Source organism: Erwinia sp. AK-PDG3-5, assembly GCF_056821705.1.
In genome coordinates, this window is sequence record NZ_CM165967.1 from 767426 (window position 1) to 785872 (window position 18447).

Genomic DNA, 18447 nt, shown 5'->3' on the forward strand with positions numbered 1-18447 from the left:
CCACTATCAATTCAGCACTGATTTGGTATGATCCGCACTGGTTTTTTTTACCCGTTGAATGACGTTGGAGACACAGCGTGACGAATGATTTGATGCAGACGGATCTTTCCGTCTGGGGCATGTACCAGCATGCAGACATCGTAGTAAAAGTGGTGATGATCGGCTTACTGCTGGCATCTGTCGTGACCTGGGCGATCTTCTTCAGTAAAAGTTTTGAACTCAGCGCCGCTAAACGCCGCCTGAAAAACGAGCAGAACGCGCTGGCAGGTGCACGCTCTCTGCAGGAAGCCGCGCAGATCAGCGCCAGCTTTAAAACGGGCAGCCTGACCACGCAGTTTCTGAAAGAAGCGGAAAACGAGCTGGAACTTTCCGCAGGCTCCGACGACGACAACGGCATCAAAGAGCGTACTTCTTTCCGCCTGGAGCGCCGCGTGGCGTTCTTTAGCCGTCACGCGGGCCGCGGCAACGGTTTCCTCGCCACCATCGGCGCCATCGCACCGTTCGTCGGTCTGTTTGGTACGGTGTGGGGCATCATGAACAGCTTTATCGGCATTGCCCAGACCCAGACCACTAACCTGGCGGTGGTGGCACCAGGGATTGCGGAAGCCCTGCTGGCCACCGCTATCGGCCTGGTTGCGGCCATCCCCGCCGTGGTGATCTACAACGTCTTTGCCCGCCTGATCGGCAACTACAAAGCGTCAATGGGCGATGTTGCCGCCCAGGTGATGCTGCTGCAAAGCCGCGATCTGGACCTGGCCGCCAGCGGCAGCGCACAGCGTGCGCCCGCTCAGAAACTGCGGGTAGGATAAGCACCATGGCAATGCGATTGAATGAAGATCTCGAAAGCAACGGCGAAATGCATGAAATCAACGTCACGCCGTTTATCGACGTGATGCTGGTGCTACTGATTATCTTTATGGTCGCCGCGCCGCTGGCAACGGTTGACGTCCGCGTTAACCTTCCTGCTTCCACCAGTGCGCCGCAGCCGCGTCCTGAGAAGCCGGTTTACCTGTCAATCAAAGCCGACAAGCAGCTGTTCATTGGCAACAATGCGGTGACGCCGGACACGCTGTTGAATGCGCTAAACAGCCAGACCGAAGGCAACAAAGAGACCACCATTTTCTTCCAGGCAGATAAGTCTGTGGATTATGAAACGCTGATGGGCGTGATGGATAAACTGCGTCAGGCGGGATATCTGAAGATTGGTCTGATGGGAATGGAAACCGCCGGGAAGTAACCGACGGGCGTTAAAAAAAGGGCCGACATGCAGATGTCGGCCCTTTTTTATTACAGCTGCACCACCGGGGCGCCGCTGTGTCGGGTCTGGTACTGACGGATCAGGCGTTTGATAATCATTGTCCCAATCAATCCGCACACGGCGGCAAAGGTCAGCCAGACGCCAGGCATCGCCTTATCGCCGGTGGCGTGGATCAGGTAGCTGGAGATGGCCGGGGTGAAGCCGCCGAACAGGGCGGTTGCCAGGCTGTAAGCCAGTGAGAAGCCGGTCGCCCGCACTTCCGCCGGCATCACTTCTGCCAGATAGACCACCATCGCACCGTTATAGCTGGCGTAAAGGAACGAGAGCCACAGTTCCGCTTCCAGCAGGTGCGAAAGGCTCGGGGAACCGACCAGCCAGTGCAGCACCGGCCACGCGGTGGCAATCATCAGCAGCGTAAAGAAAATCAGCAGCGGCCGGCGGCCATAACGGTCGGACACGGCACCCATGATCGGCAGCCAAATCAGGTTAGATACGCCCACGCACAGGGTGACGAAGAAGCTCTGTTTGTCGCTCATCATCAGCACGGTTTTGCCAAAGGTGGGGGTAAACGCGGTGATCATATAGAACATCACCGTGGTGGTGACCACCATCAACATGCCCGCCAGCACCAGCGCCCAGTTGCTGGCGACCGAGCGAACGATTTGCTTCATCGACGGGTGCGTTTTGCGCTGGCTGAACGCTTCGGTTTCTTCCAGCTTGCTTCGGATCCAGAACAGGAACGGAACAATCATACAGCCGATCACAAACGGGATACGCCAGCCCCATTCGGTGACCTGATCTTTTTCCAGCAGATGGTTCAGGCCCAGGCCTAACAGCGCCGCAAAAATCACCGCGATCTGCTGGCTACCCGACTGCCAGCTCACGAAGAAGCCCTTACGGTTCTTCGGCGCGATCTCGGCCAGATAAACCGAAACGCCGCCCAGCTCAACCCCGGCAGAGAAGCCCTGCAACAGGCGTCCTAACAGGATCAGGATCGGCGCGGCGGCACCCAGCGTGTTGTAACCCGGCACCACGGCAATGGTCAGCGTACCGATGGCCATCAGGCCCAGCGTCATTAGCAGCCCTTTGCGGCGGCCATGATGGTCAATATACGACCCCAGCACGATGGCACCCAATGGCCGCATCAAGAAACCTGCACCGAAGGTCATCAGCGTCAGCATCAGCGAGGCAAAGGGATCGTCACCCGGGAAAAAGGTTTTGGCGATAGCCGTGGCGTAATAACCAAACACCATGAAATCGAACATTTCCAGGAAATTACCGCTGGTCACATTGAAGATGGTTCTGGCATTACCCTGAGGCTTGCGGGCGGGATTTGGGGGAGAAGTCACGGCAGTCATACAGCATCCTTTTGGGTTTTCTTCCGTTTTATCCTGCCAGCCGCGGATTTAATGTGATGACGGTCACCGTTAGCCGGGTGCTGCGCAGAGTCTTCGTAACAAATTATTAACACATGCAGTACCAGCCATTATTCAGGCAGAAAAGCCGGTGCCAGAAGCCGCTGACGGCGGCGGTCATCGACTCAGAACGACAGGTCTATCACCACACTGTCGCTGTAACTGCCCGCCACCGGCGTGGCCTGGGTAGTCAGCACCTTCGCGGTGTAGTTGAAGGTGCGGGTCAGGCCATCGGTGCTGAGAGCACTGGATGCGGTACTCGACACCCGGTCGGTACCGGTTGGCCCCCAGCGCGTGGTGGTGGCATTTTGATAAATCTCGTAGGCCAGCTGGTTGCTGCCGCTGGTCATATAGCGTTGGGTGCCCACCGCATGGCTGCCGTTGCTCATCCCCACCGTATAGGTGCTGCCTTTGGTACAAATCACATTAATCGACTGAGAAATGGTATTGAAACTGCTGACCAACGGCGCGCTGCCGAAGCTGATATTGGGTGCGGTAATCGTCGTACAGTCATTGGTTACCAGCAGGGTGGTGGTGATCGGCACCGTGCCCGATCCCGTCTGTTGGCTGCCCAGCAGGCAGAGTCCTACTGCGCCAATCCCGGTACAAATGTTGTAGTTCACCAGGATATTCAGGGTGACGGTATAGGTGCCTGCGGCCACCGTTTGTCCGGGCACCGTGCGCAGGTAGAGCGGAATACTGAAGTTCTGCCCGCCGCCCAGGCCAAGCAGGTTCAGCAATTGCGCCTGGCTATAGGTGGTGGTGACGCCACCGACTGCGATCTCGGTGGCGCAGGCGGAATCGGTGCAGGTCTGCAACGGGATATTGTCGGTGCCGGTGCTGACGGTTTTTAACGTTCCCCGCGTGCCGCTGGTGTAGGTGGCGCTGGCGAGCTGCAGCCTTATATAGTCGGTGGAAAGCAGTGACAGCACGCTGCCCGAGCCGCAGTTAACGTTGACGTTGGCCGTTATGTTGCTGGCAGTGGTATTGACCGCAAACGAACTGACGGTGCCGAAACTGGCGGTGGAAGAGGGCAACGTACAGGCGGCCCAGCCGGGGATCGCGCAGGCCAGCAGCAGCAGGAATAACAGGCCGGAAAGCAGCTTTTTCATGGTGACGTTCCTGAAGAGGGATCGGATGTGAGCGAGCAGGTTAGCGGCCCGTAAGTTTCAAGCGATTTAGGGCGGCCGCCCGCCACAGTGAGCGTTGACGCACAGTGGCGACCATCCGGCGTTTCCGCGCGGAAAGCATTGTCAGTTTTCAGGTTTTCCATCCACACCAGACCATCCCAGCCGACATATTCGGTTGCCTGACCTTCGCGGAGGATCTGCGTGGACACCGGCAGCGGCTGACCATTTTGATCGTGCAGGATCACGCTGGCGGCACGCAGCGGTTCAATCGGGAAGTGCAGCAGATAGCCACTGTCCCGCTTGACGGCAAAGCGCTGTTCCACGCTGGAGGTGGTCATGTCCGCCGGCAGATCCAGCGTATCGATGTCGTACTTCGCCGGATAATAGGAGCTGATGCCCGGCACCAGCAGATAGCCGTTGTCATTGGTTTTACCCATCAGTTGGTTTTCGTAGCGGACATTGATGTTCGGGTAATCGGTTTTCACCAGCACGAAGGCGTCGTTAACCTGATTGGCGGCAAACAGGCTGCCATCCATCAACACTACCGAGCCGGTTAAATCCGCCCATTCTGTGCTGTAATCCTTGTCGCCATAGAAGCCGGCGGAGGTTTCGATATTGGCGTTACGCCAGCTCAGGCTCGCCTGGCGGTAATCGCTGTCGCTACTCTGATTGGCATACGAGGCATCCCAGGCAAATCCGCCTTCGGTCGGCATCGCGCGTGAGGCGGTGATGCGTTGTGACGATCCGCCTTGCTGATCGCGCTCCTGACTTACGCTGACCGTGCCCAGATCGCTGAACGGGATCACCAGTGAGATCGCACCGGACCATTCCCCTTCCTGCTGGTCGCGGCTGGCCGAGACGTACAGGCTGCTGTTGCCCCACAGGTTTTTACTCCACGACAGGTTCCACAGCTGGGTACGGTCGCCGGTGCCGCTGGTGATATCAATAAAGGCGGCGCCGACGCTGCCATACTGGTTCAACGACAGGCTGGCACTGTACTGAGCGCTGCGGCGGCTGAGGGTGTATTCCGAGCCGCCGATGTTGCCGTTACGATCGCCGTACAGGGCCAGATTGCCGAAGCCTGACGAGCGCACGATATGCTGCGTGCCGACGCTGAAGCGGCTGTTGTTGTACTGGTATCCCCAGCTGTACTGCGTGCCGGTGTCGCCTTCCATCTGGCTTTGCGTCAGCGCTGCATTGACCACGCCCAGCGAGCCAACCCTCATCTGGCCGCCCGCGCCGCCCACCGCCAGCGCATCGGCACCTTCGGCGTGGCTCTCCAGCGTCAGCCAGTCGTTCAGGCCATAACGATATGAGCCGCTGACCGCACCGGCTCCGTAATCAAAATTCTTCAGGCCGTAATTTTCACGCAGCGCACCGGCAGAAAATGAAAAGTCCGACAGGCCGGGCTTCAGCAGGTTACTCGACACATAAAACGGCAGGGTGGTGGTCACGCGCCGGCCCACCGCATCGGTGGTCACTACCACCGCGTTCCCCGCGCCGTTAACAAACGGCATATTGGTCAGTGACCATGGGCCAGGCTGGACGTTGTTGCTGCTGTTTTTATAACCGTTCACAAACAGGTCAACGGTTGATGGCACCGCCGCCTGGCCGGAAAACGACGGCAGCGGATAGGTGACCAAATCCGGGCGTACGGAAAAGTCCCTTGCGATCTGGATTCCGCCCAGCCTGACGCTGCTGGTCCACGCCAGCGAGTCGGTGATCAGATCGCCCACCCGCCAGCTGAGCGAGTGGTTCTCATCCTGATTACTCCACCAGGTGTCGTAGCGCAGGAAGCCCTCGTCCTGGCTGCCCGGCGTACCGGAAAGCTGTTCCTGATAGACACCATTGGTAGAAAACTGCCCGCTGTCGCTGAACAGGCGGAATTCATTCCAGGCAGAGAGCCGGGTGCCGCTGGCCGAGGTGTGGCTGGTATACAGATCGTAATTGAACAGCGCGCCTGCGGTGGTGCGTCCCGGATAGCGCGGGCCGTTGGTCTCGGTGCTGGCGATGGTTTGCTTCGGCAGCCACGCCGGCGGCACGGTCAGCAGGATACGCTGACGCGGTCGATCGTATTCGGCTTTGACCTCGGGGAGCGTTGAGACATCGACAATCGAGGCATTAATCTTCGAGGTGGGGATCCCGGCGCGCTGCAGATCGCCCGCGCGCAATAAATAGTGGTCATCCTTAAACTCAACCGGCACCACCTGACCGCTGTCCTGATCGTTCACCACCAGTCCCAGCATGTACTGATTGTTCTGCTGACCTGGCGCAGTTTGTTGCGGCGGCGGCGGCAGCGAGGAATAGGTTTCCGCGCTGCCGGTTACAGGTAACAGGCAACTGATGATGCCGGTGACGGCCAGGGAGCAGCGTCCCAGTGACGCAAAGCATCGCCTGCTCATGCGTTATTGTGAGGAACCGGTACTACGCCAGCTTTTATTATTTTCCAGCTGTGCGCTCAGTTCCGAACTGTTGGAAGCCGGGAAATTCAACGGGAAGGTATTGCTGGATCCTGCCAGCACATAGCCAAACAGGCTGTTGGACAGAATGCGGCTGCCGAGCGAGACCTTGCTCAGTCTGGCGTGGCCAGAGCCGTTGTTGGTGATCCTGATGGCGGAATGGCCATCCTGGCTGACCGTCTGCCAGCTGAGATCGGGCTTAGCCGAGTCAGAGGAAAGGCCCTCACCATAGGTGAACAGAGGAACCGAATAACGCATCTGGAAATTCAGCCCGGCCTGATCCTTACCCGGCGTTTGCGGGGTGGGGATCTCATCCAGCAATACCCGGTACGCCACTTCTTTGCCTGCCGGTGGCGGCGTCTGATTGATCAACCGCACCAGCTGTTTTTTCCCCGGTTCAATCCTCACCAGCGGCGGGCTGGCGACCACGGTTTGCTGCGTCTGATACTGTTCCTGACCGTTAATCTGCTGCCAGGTAAACACCCTGACCTGCATTAAGGTGGTGTCTTCTCCCCGGTTCTCAAGCCACAGCTCGGTGGCTTTATCACCGCTGGGGATTTTAGGATCGATAGGCCAGATCAACACCGAGTTACCAGCCCAGGCTGGCGCCACCAGAGCACTGCCCATCAGGCTGATAAGCAGGCCAAAAAGTCGTAGCGTCTTCATTATTCAATCCTTCTGAAATCCCTGTTTTACCAACTCAGCGTCACGTTCAGCGTGTCGCTGTAAGTCCCAGCCCGGTTGACGCCGCTCAGCTGCAGCAGGCCATAAATCGGCAGGGTAATGTTATTTGCATTGCTATAGGTCAACGCCACGTTCTGATTCACCGGGATGGCGCTTGCCGCACTGTGGCTGGCATTGGTATACAGCGAATAGGCCACCAGATTGGTGTTATTCGCCACCTTCAGATTCCGGCTGGAGCCGAAGTTGCTGCCGCCATCAATGCTCATATTCAGCGTGGTCCCGGGCGTGCAGGCCAGCGTGATGGTGGTGCTTTGCACAAAAGCGGCACTGACGCTTCTGCTGCCGACGCCCGGTTGGGTGCCAAAATCGAGCGTGCCAAACACGCCCGGATTGGTCCCCGACACCACGCAGCCGTTGACCACCGATGCGGTCACCTGAAAAGTTTGAGTGGGTAGCGACCAGCCCTGGTGACTGATCAACAGCAGCATCAGGCACAGCCGCCCGCCTCGTCGCATCACCCACTCCAGCACGTTGTTTTCCCTGTCTTCAGACTCAGTAATTGACGGCTACGTTGATGGTATCGGTGTAGGTGCCTGCCGGAATGGCCGCATTGAATCCACCGCCGGTGATACGACCGTAAATCGGGTAGTTGTCGCCGTTAGCGGGATCGGTGGTGCCGGTATTGGCCAGGTTGGTATTGTTGGCAATTGGCGTGGTGTAGGAGGTGGTGCCATACAGGGTGTAAGCGATCCCCCGGGTGGCGTCACTGCCCAGTACCAGATAGCGTGGCTGTGCCGTCACCGCACCGAACACGGTAGCGGGGGCCGCATTACTGCTGGTGAGCTGGACATTGTAGGTTTGTCCGGTGGTGCAACGGACAAAGATGCCGTTGCCCAGCGAGCCGACCAGGGTGGCGTTCAGGGTATCGAAGGTGGCAGCGCTGCTACCAAAGTCTAAGGTACCGAAGTTGACGCCGGTGGTGGCGGACTGACCGTTAACCAGGCAGCCGGTGGTCAGGACCAGCCTTGCGTTAATGGTTCCCGTTGTGGTGGCGGCAAAGCCAGAAGAGGCCACGCCAAGGCTAAGGCCACAGCCCAGCAGAAAAAGCTTCATTTTCATAACCATTCCTTACTGATTAGACAGATGAACGTGCTTTTTCGCCTGATGTGAAATTAATATAAGTGACGCTAAATTCTGCAATAAAATTACTCGATCTCTGTCACAATAAACGCCTGAGAGCTGTGCATCAGGCGTTTGAATTAACAGCTTTGTCTTGTTTTTCTTTACTATAGATCAGCCTGGACCTTGTAGCGAAGCGAAACGTTAAAATAAAGCTTATCAATTTTCCAGTAGAAATCATTTCTGCGCCAAACCCTTACCCGATCTGGGCTGTGAAAATAAACGGGACTTTTCCTATTTATGACTTCGCAAAAAAAAGTGGCTCTGCTATGTTCGTAGGCTCGCAATTGGTCTTTATTAAACGCGATAAATTATAGGGATATAAATAATTGCGCTGCGTTTATTTTGCTCACTTTCCGGTCTTTATTGTCACAGGCATAAAGTTGCCTGATCTTTAGCCGATACACTGATCTCAAAGGCAGTTTTTTTCAGCAATTTTGTTTAACTACCCGGCGCCCGTAAAACGGCATCAGCATCAGAGATTTCCCTATGCTTATGAGCTCCTACGACCAGCTTCTGGTCATCGTTTCCATCTTCGTGGCTTTTCTGGCTTCCTATACCGCATTGGATATGGCGGGCAGAGTGGCGACCACTACGGGCAGAACAGCGCAGGTCTGGCTGTTAGGCGGCGGCTTTGCGATGGGCGTCGGCATCTGGTCAATGCACTTTATCGGCATGCTGGCGATGAACATGGCAATGGTGATGAGTTACGATCCCACGCTGACCGTGGTCTCGATGCTGATTGCGGTCGCGGCCTCGATCTTCGCGCTGTGGATCGTTTGCTACGGTGAACTGCCGCTGCATCGCCTGATGGTCGGCGCGCTGGTGTTGGCCAGCGGCGTGGTGGCGATGCACTACACCGGCATGGCGGCATTGATGTTCGAGCCGGGCATCATCTGGGACTGGAACTGGATCATGCTGTCGGTAGTGATTGCGCTGGCCGCGTCCACCGCGGCGCTGTGGCTGGCATTCAAGCTGCGTCAGGGCGGCGGACGACTGGCGCTAATGCGCGCGGGTGCGGCGACGGTAATGGGCTTTGCCATCGCCGGGATGCACTACACCGGCATGGCGGCCGCCAGCTTCCCGATGCACAGCCACGCCACTGAAATGGGCGTTAACAGCAACTGGCTGGCGGTGCTGGTGGTGGTGGTGACGCTCTCCATTCTGGGGATCACGCTGGTGGTGTCGACGCTGGATGCCCGCCTGCAGGCGCGAACCTCGGTGCTGGCCTCCTCGCTGGCCGATGCCAACCGCGAGCTGGCTCAGCTGGCGCTGCACGATAACCTGACCCGCTTACCTAACCGTATTCTGCTGGAAGATCGTCTGGACCAGGCGATGAATAAAGCGGTGCGTGAAAACACCTCTTTTGCGCTGATGTTTATGGATCTTGATGGCTTTAAGGCGGTAAATGATGCGTTCGGCCACCATATTGGTGACAACCTGCTGGTTGCCGTTACCGACAGAATGAACCATCTGCTGAAGGGCCACCACACGCTGGCCCGCCTGGGCGGCGACGAGTTTGTGCTGCTGGTGGAGATCAACGATCCCAATGATGCGGCCACCACGGCCGATATGCTGGTCAAAGCCATCGACCAGCCGTTTGAAATTTCCCGTTATGAACTGATGGTGTCGCTGAGCATCGGCATTGCCGTATTCCCTGGCGATGGCAATGACGAGCGCGAGCTGATGTTCAATGCCGATGCCGCTATGTATCACACCAAAAATAACGGCCGTAACGGCTACACCTTCTTCCAGCCGTCGATGAACATGATCGCGCAGAGCCAACTGCAGCTGATTAACGATTTGTGGCTGGCGCAGGAGCGTGAAGAACTCCGTCTGTTCTATCAGCCGAAGTTCTGTGCTCCGCAGGGACCGATCCTCGGATTTGAAGCGTTAATCCGCTGGCAGCACCCGGAGCGCGGCCTGATGTCCCCGGACGTATTCCTGCCGCTGGCGGAAAAAACCGGGCTGATTGTCAGTATCGGCAACTGGGTGATCAACGAAGCCTGTCGCCAGCTGCGTATCTGGCATTTGCAGGGCAACCCGCACTGGTCGGTGGCCGTCAACCTGTCCGCGTTGCAGTTTGAACAGCCAGGGTTGGTGGAAACCGTGCTCACCGCCCTCGAGGTTCACCACATTCCGGCCGAGCTGCTGACGCTGGAAGTGACGGAAACTACCGCGATGCGCGATCCGGATGAAAGTATCCGCATCCTGACGCAGCTAACCGATCTGGGCGTCAAAGCCTCGATTGATGACTTCGGTACCGGCTACTCCAGCCTGCTGTACCTGAAGCGTTTACCGGCCAGCGAGCTGAAAATTGACCGTGCCTTCGTCAACGAGTTACAGGCGCAGAGCGAGGATGCCACCATTGTCACCGCCATTGTGGCGCTGGCGCAGACCCTGAATCTGAAAGTGGTGGCCGAAGGGGTGGAAACCGAAGAACAGCAGGCGTTTCTTACCAGCCTCGGCTGTAACTCCCTGCAGGGCTATCTGTTGGGCCGACCGATCCCTGCGGATCAGGTGGCTGGACTGAAGCATTACGTCGGTGACAATGAGGTGGACGTTTTGCCGACCCTGAAAAAAGAGCTGATTGGCATCACGCCACTCACCGACGCTGTTTAATATGCCCACGGCAACCTATAATAGTTGCCAAATTCCTTGTTCGGGCATGTAACAGTTTTGGCTAAATACCAGCAGCTCATCGACCAACTCCAGCAGCAGATTTCGTCGGAAGTCTGGCTGCCCGGAGAAAAACTGCCCTCGCTGCGTGAGCAGGTCGCGTTAAGCGGCATGAGTCTGATGACGGTGATGCACGCCTATCAGGTGCTGGAGAGCCAGGGGTGGATCCAGTCCCGTCCGCAGTCCGGCTACTACGTTGCCCCACGCGCGGACTTCCTCAGCCAGCCTGCCAGCCACCAGAAGGTGCAGCTGGCGGAGTCTGTCGATATCAATGCCTTTATCTTTGACGTGCTGCAGGCCTGCCGCGACCCGCGCATTCTGCCGTTTGGCTCTGCCTTTCCCGATCCTGAACTGTTCCCGCAGCGGCAGCTGATGCGCTCGCTGGCGTCGGTTTCACATACCATGAAGCCTGCCGACGCGCTGAACAACCTGCCGCCGGGCAATGAAGCCTTACGCAAAACCCTTGCGCAGCGTTACGCCCTGCAAGGCATCCAGGTCTCCCCGGATGAAATCGTTATTACCAACGGTGCGATGGAAGCGCTGAACCTGAGTATGCAGGCGGTCACCGAACCCGGCGACTGGGTAGCGATCGAAAACCCGTGTTTTTACGGTGCGCTGCAGGTGATTGAACGGCTGAAGCTAAAGGCCGTGGCGATCGCCACCGATCCGCAGCATGGGATGGATTTAGACGAGCTGGAAAGGGCGCTGGAACGTTGGCCGATCAAAGCCTGCTGGATGATGACCAACCAGCAGAACCCGGTGGGCCATACGCTGACCAAAGCCAAAAAGCAGCGGCTGGTGGAGATCCTCTCTGCCCATAAGGTGACGCTGATTGAGGATGACGTTTACAACGAACTCTATTTTGGCCATGAAAAGCCGCTGCCCGCTAAAGCCTTTGAGCTGGAGCACAGCGTGCTGCACTGCTCGTCCTTCTCCAAGAATCTGGTGGCCGGCTTTCGCGTCGGCTGGGTGGTTGCCGGTCAGCATGCGCAGCGTATCCAACGCTTACAGCTGATGAGCACGCTGTCGACCAGCACGCCGATGCAGCTGGCGCTGGCCAACTACCTGTTGACCCGCAGCTATGACAGCCATCTGCGCAAACTCCGGATGTTGCTGGAGCAGCGCAAGAATCAGGCGCGACAGTCGCTGAAGCGTCATCTGCCGGTGGAAGCGAGGATCAACGATTCCCTGGGCGGCTATTTCTTGTGGGTGGAGTTGCCACGCCAGGTGAACACCACCGAACTTTATTACCGCGCGCTGAACAGCAATATCAGTATTGCACCGGGAAAAATGTTCTCGTCAGGCGAACAATACGCGAATTATTTCCGCTTTAATGCGTCATGGGCGTGGGGCGATGCGCAGGAGGCGGCGGTAGCGATTCTCGGGGGATTGATTGCGGAAATGCTGTAAAGGCCGGAGCGGACGTAGGAGCAGATGGATGTGATTAATGGGCCAGTTTGCCTGGCCCCATTGCCATCAGATAGTTGAGGCGCGCTGCTGGCCCCAGGCTAGATGATATACGTCGTAGAAATCGACTTCGCCTTTCAGCGACAGCAGCTTTTCAATGCCCTGTTTCACCTTGTCAGAAACCTGGCTGCTGGAGAGGATTTCCTGAATCGCCTGGTCGGACAGGGTACGAATGTAGTACCACTCGCCGTTATAGCAAACGCGCAGATCCAGGGTATCGATATCCTCAAAACGGTAGCGCGGATTCACATCCAGCATCATCAAGCCGCTCATCAACAGCACAAAAAACGTCGCGCCCCAAAACGCCGGCCAGCCGAGGAATTCGGTGGTGAAACACAGCGCTACGGTCAGGGCATAACAGACGTACATTGATATCCATAAGCCGGGATGATTTTTCAGGAAGGTCATGCTCAGGCGCGGCCGGTTATCACGCTGTTCCTGTTGATTCAGCGTGTCGATCTCGCGTTGCAGTATCTGTTTTACGTCGTGCATTTTTCTCACCTCATTCGTGACTGTTCACAGTAAAACACACGGCGTAAAGCCAGGGCAGACACAGTTTTCATTAAAATTGCTATAACAGTTCGCCAGCCGTGGTAAACGCCATCGCATCGCGCCTTTTTGAGCCCGATTTCCGTTTCTTTCTTTCGGGGGATCTGCCGCTGCGCTGATTTGAGTTAAGTTCCCGTAAATTAATAAGTTATGTGATCTGCACCGTCGCGGGAACATTGCATCTTGTGGATTATTTGCCACAATTAATTAACAACTAATTCAGTCCAGAAACAGGAGACGCCGTATGTTGCCGCAATCTGGGAGCCTACTCACCATGATGTCCTTCGCTGCCGGTACTTTCTCTGCCGGCGCGTCATCCAATCCGCAATATATGACGTTCCAGCCCGCCAGCGGCGTACCGAACAATCCGCTGCCGTTGATCATCTATCCGCAGGTCGCGCTGGATGATGAAGAAGACATTGCCCGCTTTTTCGAAGATCTGTTTGCCCGCCACCAGTGGCTACCTCGCTGGCGCTATCCGGTTTTCCCTTACACCCATTACCATCCCAACACCCATGAACTGTTGGGGATCGCGGCCGGTTGGGCGCAGATTCTGTTTGGCGGTGAAACCGGCCGGGCAGTTACCGTCTATGCCGGCGACGCGGTGCTGATCCCGGCGGGCGTTGGCCATCAACAGCTGGCCGCCAGCGATGACTTCTTTGCGGTCGGCGCTTACCCACGTGGGATGCAGCCGGATACCCGCCGCGATGAGCTGAATCTTCTGAACCAGTCTATAGTAGAAATTAAGCGGGTTCCGATGCCGCAGCATGACCCGATCACCGGCGGTGAAGGGGCCGTCACCGAAATCTGGCACCCGCTGGAACAAAACTGATCGCCGCTGATTAAACGCACCGTTATGGTGCGTTTCCTTTATGACCTCCTTTCCAGGGATACTTCCCGGGGCACCGGCCCGGCCAGGCGTTGAAGGTGCCCTCGCACGGCATCAGGCTCCGCTCTGTCACCCTGGGTACTGGCACGCTTTGTGCAGATAAGTAACGGGTTCACCGACAGTGGAAGGGAAATCATGAATCAAGGCTATGAATTAGCATCAACCTTTTATGATGAAATGCTGCTGGGCAGCGGTCAGCACCGCCAGCACTATCGCGACTACTGGCACTGGCTGCAAAAAGCCGACCACGAGGCGATCGCCCGCAAGCGGGAAGAAGCCGAACTTTTGTTTCACCGCGTCGGCATCACCTTCAATGTTTATGGTCAGGATGGCGGCGCTGAGCGCTTAATCCCGTTCGACAGCGTGCCGCGCATTATCCCGGCCAGTGAATGGGCGATGCTGGACAAAGGCATCCGCCAGCGCGTTCAGGCGCTGAATGCCTTCCTCCATGATATCTACCACGAGCAGCACATCCTGAAAGCCGGCATCATCCCGGCGGAGCAGGTACTGGTTAACGATCAGTATCAACCCTGCATGCAGGGACTGAACCTGCATCGCGATATCTACGCCCATATCTGCGGCGTCGATATGGTGCGTAACAGCGACGGTGAATACTACGTGCTGGAGGACAACCTGCGCACGCCATCCGGCGTCTCCTACATGCTGGAAAACCGCAAAATGATGATGCGGCTCTACCCGGAACTGTTCGCCCAACAGCGGATTGCGCCGGTCGAACGCTATCCGTCGCATCTGCTGCAAACCCTGCGCGAAAGCTCCCCGGTGAACGATCCGGTGGTGGTGGTGCTGACGCCCGGCCGTTTTAACAGTGCCTACTTTGAGCACAGTTTCCTTGCCCAGCAGATGGGCGTGGAGCTGGTTGAAAGTGCCGACCTGTTTGTGAAGGACGGGGCAGTGATGATGCGCACCACGGCGGGCCCGTGCAAAATCGACGTGATTTATCGCCGTGTTGATGATGCCTACCTCGATCCGCTGGCCTTCCGCGCCGACTCCATGCTTGGCGTGCCGGGGCTGCTGTCGGTCTATCGCGCCGGCAATGTGGTGCTGGCGAATGCCATCGGCACCGGCGTGGCGGACGACAAGTCTATCTATCCGTATGTACCGGATATGATTAAGTTTTATCTCTCCGAAGATCCGATCCTGAATAACGTGCCGACATGGCAGTGCCGTCGCCCGGACGAGCTCTCGTGGGTGCTGGCTAACCTGCCAAAGCTGGTGGTGAAAGAGGTGCATGGCGCGGGCGGTTACGGCATGTTGATTGGTCCGGTGGCCACTCAGAAACAGCTGGAAGAGTTCCGTTCGCTGCTGATTGCCCGACCACAAAACTACATTGCGCAGAACACCCTGGCGCTCTCGACCTGCCCGACCTTTGTTGAGCAAGGCCTGGCGCCACGGCATATCGACCTGCGGCCGTTTGCCCTCAGCGGGGCTGAAATCCGGCTGGTGCCGGGCGGGTTAACGCGGGTGGCGCTGACCGAAGGTTCGCTGGTGGTGAACTCATCGCAGGGCGGTGGGACTAAGGATACCTGGGTGCTGGAGGATGACCAATGCTGAGTCGCACAGCCAGTGGTTTGTACTGGATGGCGCGCTATTTAGAGCGTGCCGAAAACATTGCCCGCGTGCTGGACGTGACCAACCGTCTGTCGCTGATGCCGGTGCGCAGCAGCCACGACGATGAGCTACACGTGCCGCTTAACCTGACCAGCACCAGCGAGCTGTTCTGGACGCTGAATGACAAGCTGGCGATGCCGCAGCTGTTCAATTTCTTTGTGCTCGATGACCGCAATCCGGGCAGTATTTTTTGCTGCTGGGAATCGGCGTGGAACAATGCGCACGCGGTGCGTGGCAGCCTCTCTTCCGAAGTGTGGGAAAGCATCAACTCCAGCTGGATTGAGATGCGCAAGCTGCGGCGCAAAGGCGTCAGCAGCATCGGCGCGGATACCTTTTTTGACTGGGTAAAAGAGCGTTCGCACCTGTTTCGTGGCGCAATGTTTGGCACGCTGATGCGCGGCGATGCGATGAGCTTTATCCGCCTCGGCACGCTGCTGGAGCGGGCGGACTGCACCGCCAGATTGCTGGACGTGACCCACTCTCTGACCGAGCAGGATGACGACTCGGTGCGCGAATATTACCGGCTGGATACCCTGCTGCGCTCGGTGTCGGCGCGCGAGGCTTACCACACCATCTACAAACAGGAGCTGGCCAGTGCCAGCGTTAATGAGATGCTGATCCTGCGGGAAGAGAGTCCGCGATCCCTGCGATCCTGCATTGATGAAATTTCCAACCAGCTAAACTTGATCGGTGGCAGCGGTGAAAATCGCCCGCGTCTGCTGGTGACGGTGCTGGATGCAGAGCTGCGCTTCACCTCGTATGACACGCTGATAAAAGAGGGGATCCACAGCTGGCTGCAGGATTTCCTTGGCGACCTTGGCAACATTGCCGTGAGCATTCAACAGACTTACCTGGAGGCTAAATGAAACTGGATATCGCCCATAAGACCCTTTTCAGTTATCAGAGTCTGGTGAAGCAAAGCACCCAGTATCTGCGGCTGACGCCGCAGAATTCGGTCCATCAGGACATTATTTCCTGGGAATTGATCCTGCCCGAACAGGCGATCTGTACCACCGATACTTACGGCAACGTGCTGCACGTGCTGACGCTGGATACGCCGCACCAGTCGATTGAGATTGAAGCGCGCGGCATGGTGGAAATCCTCGATGATGGCGACATGGCCCCGGATCCGGACAGCTGCCTGTCGCCGTTAGTGTTCCTGCGCGTGACGCCGTTAACTCAGCCTGATGCGGCAATCCGCGACTTTGCTCTGCGCTATTTCCGCCCGGAAGCGCCAATGGCCAGCCTCGACCGGTTGATGGACGAGTTATTACTGAAAATGCCTTATCAGCCGGGTAGCACAATGGTTACTGATAACGCCGCGAAAGTATTTGCCGCGGGCACCGGGGTTTGCCAGGATCACAGCCACGTGTTTCTGGCCTGCTGTCGCAGCCTGCATATCCCCGCTCGCTATGTGAGCGGATACCTTTATACTGACACCGTTGAACATGTGGCTACGCACGCCTGGGTTGAGGCCTGGGTGGACGGCAGCTGGCACAGCTTTGATATCACCAATAATACCCGCAGCACGCGTCAGCATCTCAAGCTGGCGGTGGGCGTAGATTATATGGATGCCTGCCCGGTGCGGGGCATGAGGCTGGGCGGCGGGAGCGAAGACATGTTAGCGGTGGCTGCGGTGCAACTGGTGAATTCGCAGCAGTAATTACTGACTCGGGCAAACTATGACTTACTGTGTGGCAATGCGTTTATCGTCAGGGATGATTTTTGTTTCGGACTCCCGCACCAATGCGGGCGTCGATCATATTTCGTCGTTCCGTAAGCTTCACGTTTTCCAACAGGACGATGAGCGCACGCTGGTCCTGCAAAGTGCCGGCAACCTGGCCACCACGCAGAGTGCCCTCAGCCTGCTAAGGCGAGGGTGCGAAGACGCGAAAAAGCCCAACCTGATGAGCTGCAGCAACATGTACGATGTGGCGCTGCTGGTGGGCGATACGCTGCGCGAAGTGATCAAACGGGACGGGGAAGAGTTTGGCGGCACGCTGATGTTGGGCGGCCAGATCAAAGGCGAAGAGCCGCGGCTGTTCCAAATCTACCCGCAGGGCAATTTCATCGAGTCGAGCACCGACACGCCGTATTTCCAGATTGGTGAGAGCAAGTACGGCAAACCGATTATCGACCGCGTGCTGCGCTTTGATACGCCGCTGGATCAGGCGATGCAGTGCGCGCTGATCTCGATGGACTCCACGCTGGCCAGTAATATCTCGGTCGGACTGCCGCTGGACGTGATGATTTATCCCACCGACAGTTACAGCATCGCGCAACAATATCATCTGACCGAAAAGCATCCCTACTACTCGCAAATCCGCCAGCTGTGGAGCGCCGGTCTGCTCAGCGTCTTCGCTCAGTTACCGCCTTTAGAGCTGGATGAATAGCCTCGCCTGATCTCGATTTTAAGTCTGCTTTTAGTTGGCCGGGTTTATCTCAACCCGGCCAACTAATGACGCCTGTCATACTGCTACAGATAACCCGGCTGGGTCATTTCCTTAATAAATTCGCTAATCATTCCACACCGGCCAGATGCTTAATATCTTTCCTAACCTGTTGTAAGTAATGCACTACGGCGATTTTTTCTTGGTCTGCGTCTGGCATCGTGAGATGATGGTTTGCATCAATTATCTTTAAGCATCAGGGATTGGGCATCATGTCTTCCACCTCTCCGCAGTGCATTTTTACCGAAGGTCAGCTTGACCTGCCGCCAGGCTATGAAGATCGCACCCTCAACGTTTTCAAACCCCTCGATCCTGCAGGCGCAGTCATTACTATCGCCCGCGATGCGCTGAATGAAGGCGAAATGCTGGGGGCGTACATTGACCGTCAGCTGCAGCAACTGAAGCAAGTTCTGAAGGGCTGGAAGCTGGAAAGCCGTCAACCGGCGACGCTGGGGCAAAATGCGTTGGTGGGCGAGAGCATCCACGCCAGCTATCTGCGGGAAGGTAAACGCATCACTCAGCAGCAAGCCGTTTTCGCGGTTGACGACAGGTTGGTGCTGGTAATCACTCAAAGCAAAACCGCCGTACTGGATAACGGCGATATGGCGACCTTCAGCTCTCTACTGAAAAGCTACGTCGCCCGTTAATAAGGACATTTC

Annotated in this window: 17 protein-coding genes; 10 read left to right on the forward strand and 7 right to left on the reverse strand. The window is 57.0% G+C overall.

What is annotated here, in order from left to right; genetic code table 11:
* Nucleotides 1-77 precede the first annotated feature (77 nt).
* Together exbB and exbD are read left to right on the forward strand one after the other, a co-directional pair.
* A complete protein-coding gene (exbB, locus tag AC1UKS_RS03525) occupies nt 78-809 on the forward strand; it encodes a tol-pal system-associated acyl-CoA thioesterase (RefSeq protein ID WP_482435766.1) in 732 nt (243 codons plus the stop codon).
* Between the two features lie 5 nt (nt 810-814).
* Entirely contained in the window at nt 815-1237 is a 423-nt protein-coding gene (gene exbD, locus AC1UKS_RS03530; RefSeq protein ID WP_265909596.1) for a TonB system transport protein ExbD, read from the forward strand.
* 50 nt (nt 1238-1287) lie between these two features.
* Here the strand turns inward: exbD and tcuC are convergent, their stop codons facing one another.
* The 6 genes from tcuC to AC1UKS_RS03560 all read right to left on the reverse strand — a co-directional run bounded on the left by tcuC (nt 1288) and on the right by AC1UKS_RS03560 (nt 8065).
* Entirely contained in the window at nt 1288-2616 is a 1329-nt protein-coding gene (gene tcuC / locus AC1UKS_RS03535; RefSeq protein WP_482435768.1) for a tricarballylate/proton symporter TcuC, read from the reverse strand.
* Nucleotides 2617-2798: 182 nt separating this feature from the next.
* Nucleotides 2799-3785 (reverse strand): Csu type fimbrial protein, encoded by a 987-nt coding sequence (locus AC1UKS_RS03540; protein WP_482435770.1) that lies wholly within the window; start codon nt 3783-3785, stop codon nt 2799-2801.
* Entirely contained in the window at nt 3782-6205 is a 2424-nt protein-coding gene (locus tag AC1UKS_RS03545; RefSeq protein WP_482435772.1) for a fimbria/pilus outer membrane usher protein, read from the reverse strand. The genes AC1UKS_RS03540 and AC1UKS_RS03545 overlap by 4 nt, the downstream gene beginning before the upstream one ends.
* Nucleotides 6206-6208: 3 nt before the next feature.
* Nucleotides 6209-6928 carry a fimbrial biogenesis chaperone gene (locus AC1UKS_RS03550; RefSeq protein ID WP_482435774.1) on the reverse strand — a complete coding sequence of 240 codons (720 nt, stop codon included), beginning with the start codon at nt 6926-6928 and terminating at the stop codon, nt 6209-6211.
* Nucleotides 6929-6954: 26 nt separating this feature from the next.
* Entirely contained in the window at nt 6955-7461 is a 507-nt protein-coding gene (locus AC1UKS_RS03555; protein ID WP_482435776.1) for a Csu type fimbrial protein, read from the reverse strand.
* A gap of 37 nt (nt 7462-7498) precedes the next feature.
* On the reverse strand, nt 7499-8065 hold the full coding sequence (locus tag AC1UKS_RS03560; RefSeq protein ID WP_265909592.1) for a spore coat protein U domain-containing protein: 567 nt from the start codon (nt 8063-8065) through the stop codon (nt 7499-7501).
* Nucleotides 8066-8614: 549 nt separating this feature from the next.
* Here AC1UKS_RS03560 and AC1UKS_RS03565 point away from each other — a divergent pair.
* Entirely contained in the window at nt 8615-10747 is a 2133-nt protein-coding gene (locus AC1UKS_RS03565; RefSeq protein WP_482435779.1) for a putative bifunctional diguanylate cyclase/phosphodiesterase, read from the forward strand.
* Nucleotides 10748-10804: 57 nt separating this feature from the next.
* Nucleotides 10805-12214, forward strand: a complete 1410-nt coding sequence (locus AC1UKS_RS03570) for an aminotransferase-like domain-containing protein (RefSeq protein ID WP_265909590.1) — start codon at nt 10805-10807, stop codon at nt 12212-12214.
* A gap of 66 nt (nt 12215-12280) precedes the next feature.
* On the opposite strand, the gene AC1UKS_RS03575 is transcribed toward AC1UKS_RS03570, so the two are convergent.
* Nucleotides 12281-12763: a YlaC family protein gene (locus AC1UKS_RS03575; RefSeq protein WP_482435781.1), complete on the reverse strand. Its 483-nt coding sequence runs from the start codon at nt 12761-12763 to the stop codon at nt 12281-12283.
* Between the two features lie 301 nt (nt 12764-13064).
* On the opposite strand from AC1UKS_RS03575, the gene AC1UKS_RS03580 reads away from it, so the two are divergent.
* The 6 genes from AC1UKS_RS03580 to AC1UKS_RS03605 all read left to right on the forward strand — a co-directional run bounded on the left by AC1UKS_RS03580 (nt 13065) and on the right by AC1UKS_RS03605 (nt 18435).
* Entirely contained in the window at nt 13065-13652 is a 588-nt protein-coding gene (locus AC1UKS_RS03580; protein ID WP_482435783.1) for a hypothetical protein, read from the forward strand.
* A 192-nt stretch (nt 13653-13844) separates the two neighbouring features.
* The gene (locus AC1UKS_RS03585) at nt 13845-15281 is read left to right on the forward strand and encodes a circularly permuted type 2 ATP-grasp protein (RefSeq protein WP_013203827.1); all 1437 of its coding nucleotides are present in this window, start codon (nt 13845-13847) and stop codon (nt 15279-15281) included.
* Nucleotides 15275-16204: an alpha-E domain-containing protein gene (locus AC1UKS_RS03590; RefSeq protein ID WP_482435785.1), complete on the forward strand. Its 930-nt coding sequence runs from the start codon at nt 15275-15277 to the stop codon at nt 16202-16204. The genes AC1UKS_RS03585 and AC1UKS_RS03590 overlap by 7 nt, the downstream gene beginning before the upstream one ends.
* Nucleotides 16201-17001: a transglutaminase family protein gene (locus tag AC1UKS_RS03595; protein ID WP_482435787.1), complete on the forward strand. Its 801-nt coding sequence runs from the start codon at nt 16201-16203 to the stop codon at nt 16999-17001. The genes AC1UKS_RS03590 and AC1UKS_RS03595 overlap by 4 nt, the downstream gene beginning before the upstream one ends.
* A 19-nt stretch (nt 17002-17020) precedes the next feature.
* Nucleotides 17021-17731: a proteasome-type protease gene (locus AC1UKS_RS03600; RefSeq protein ID WP_013203824.1), complete on the forward strand. Its 711-nt coding sequence runs from the start codon at nt 17021-17023 to the stop codon at nt 17729-17731.
* 269 nt (nt 17732-18000) lie between these two features.
* Nucleotides 18001-18435, forward strand: a complete 435-nt coding sequence (locus AC1UKS_RS03605; RefSeq protein ID WP_482435790.1) for a DcrB-related protein — start codon at nt 18001-18003, stop codon at nt 18433-18435.
* Nucleotides 18436-18447: the final 12 nt, after the last annotated feature.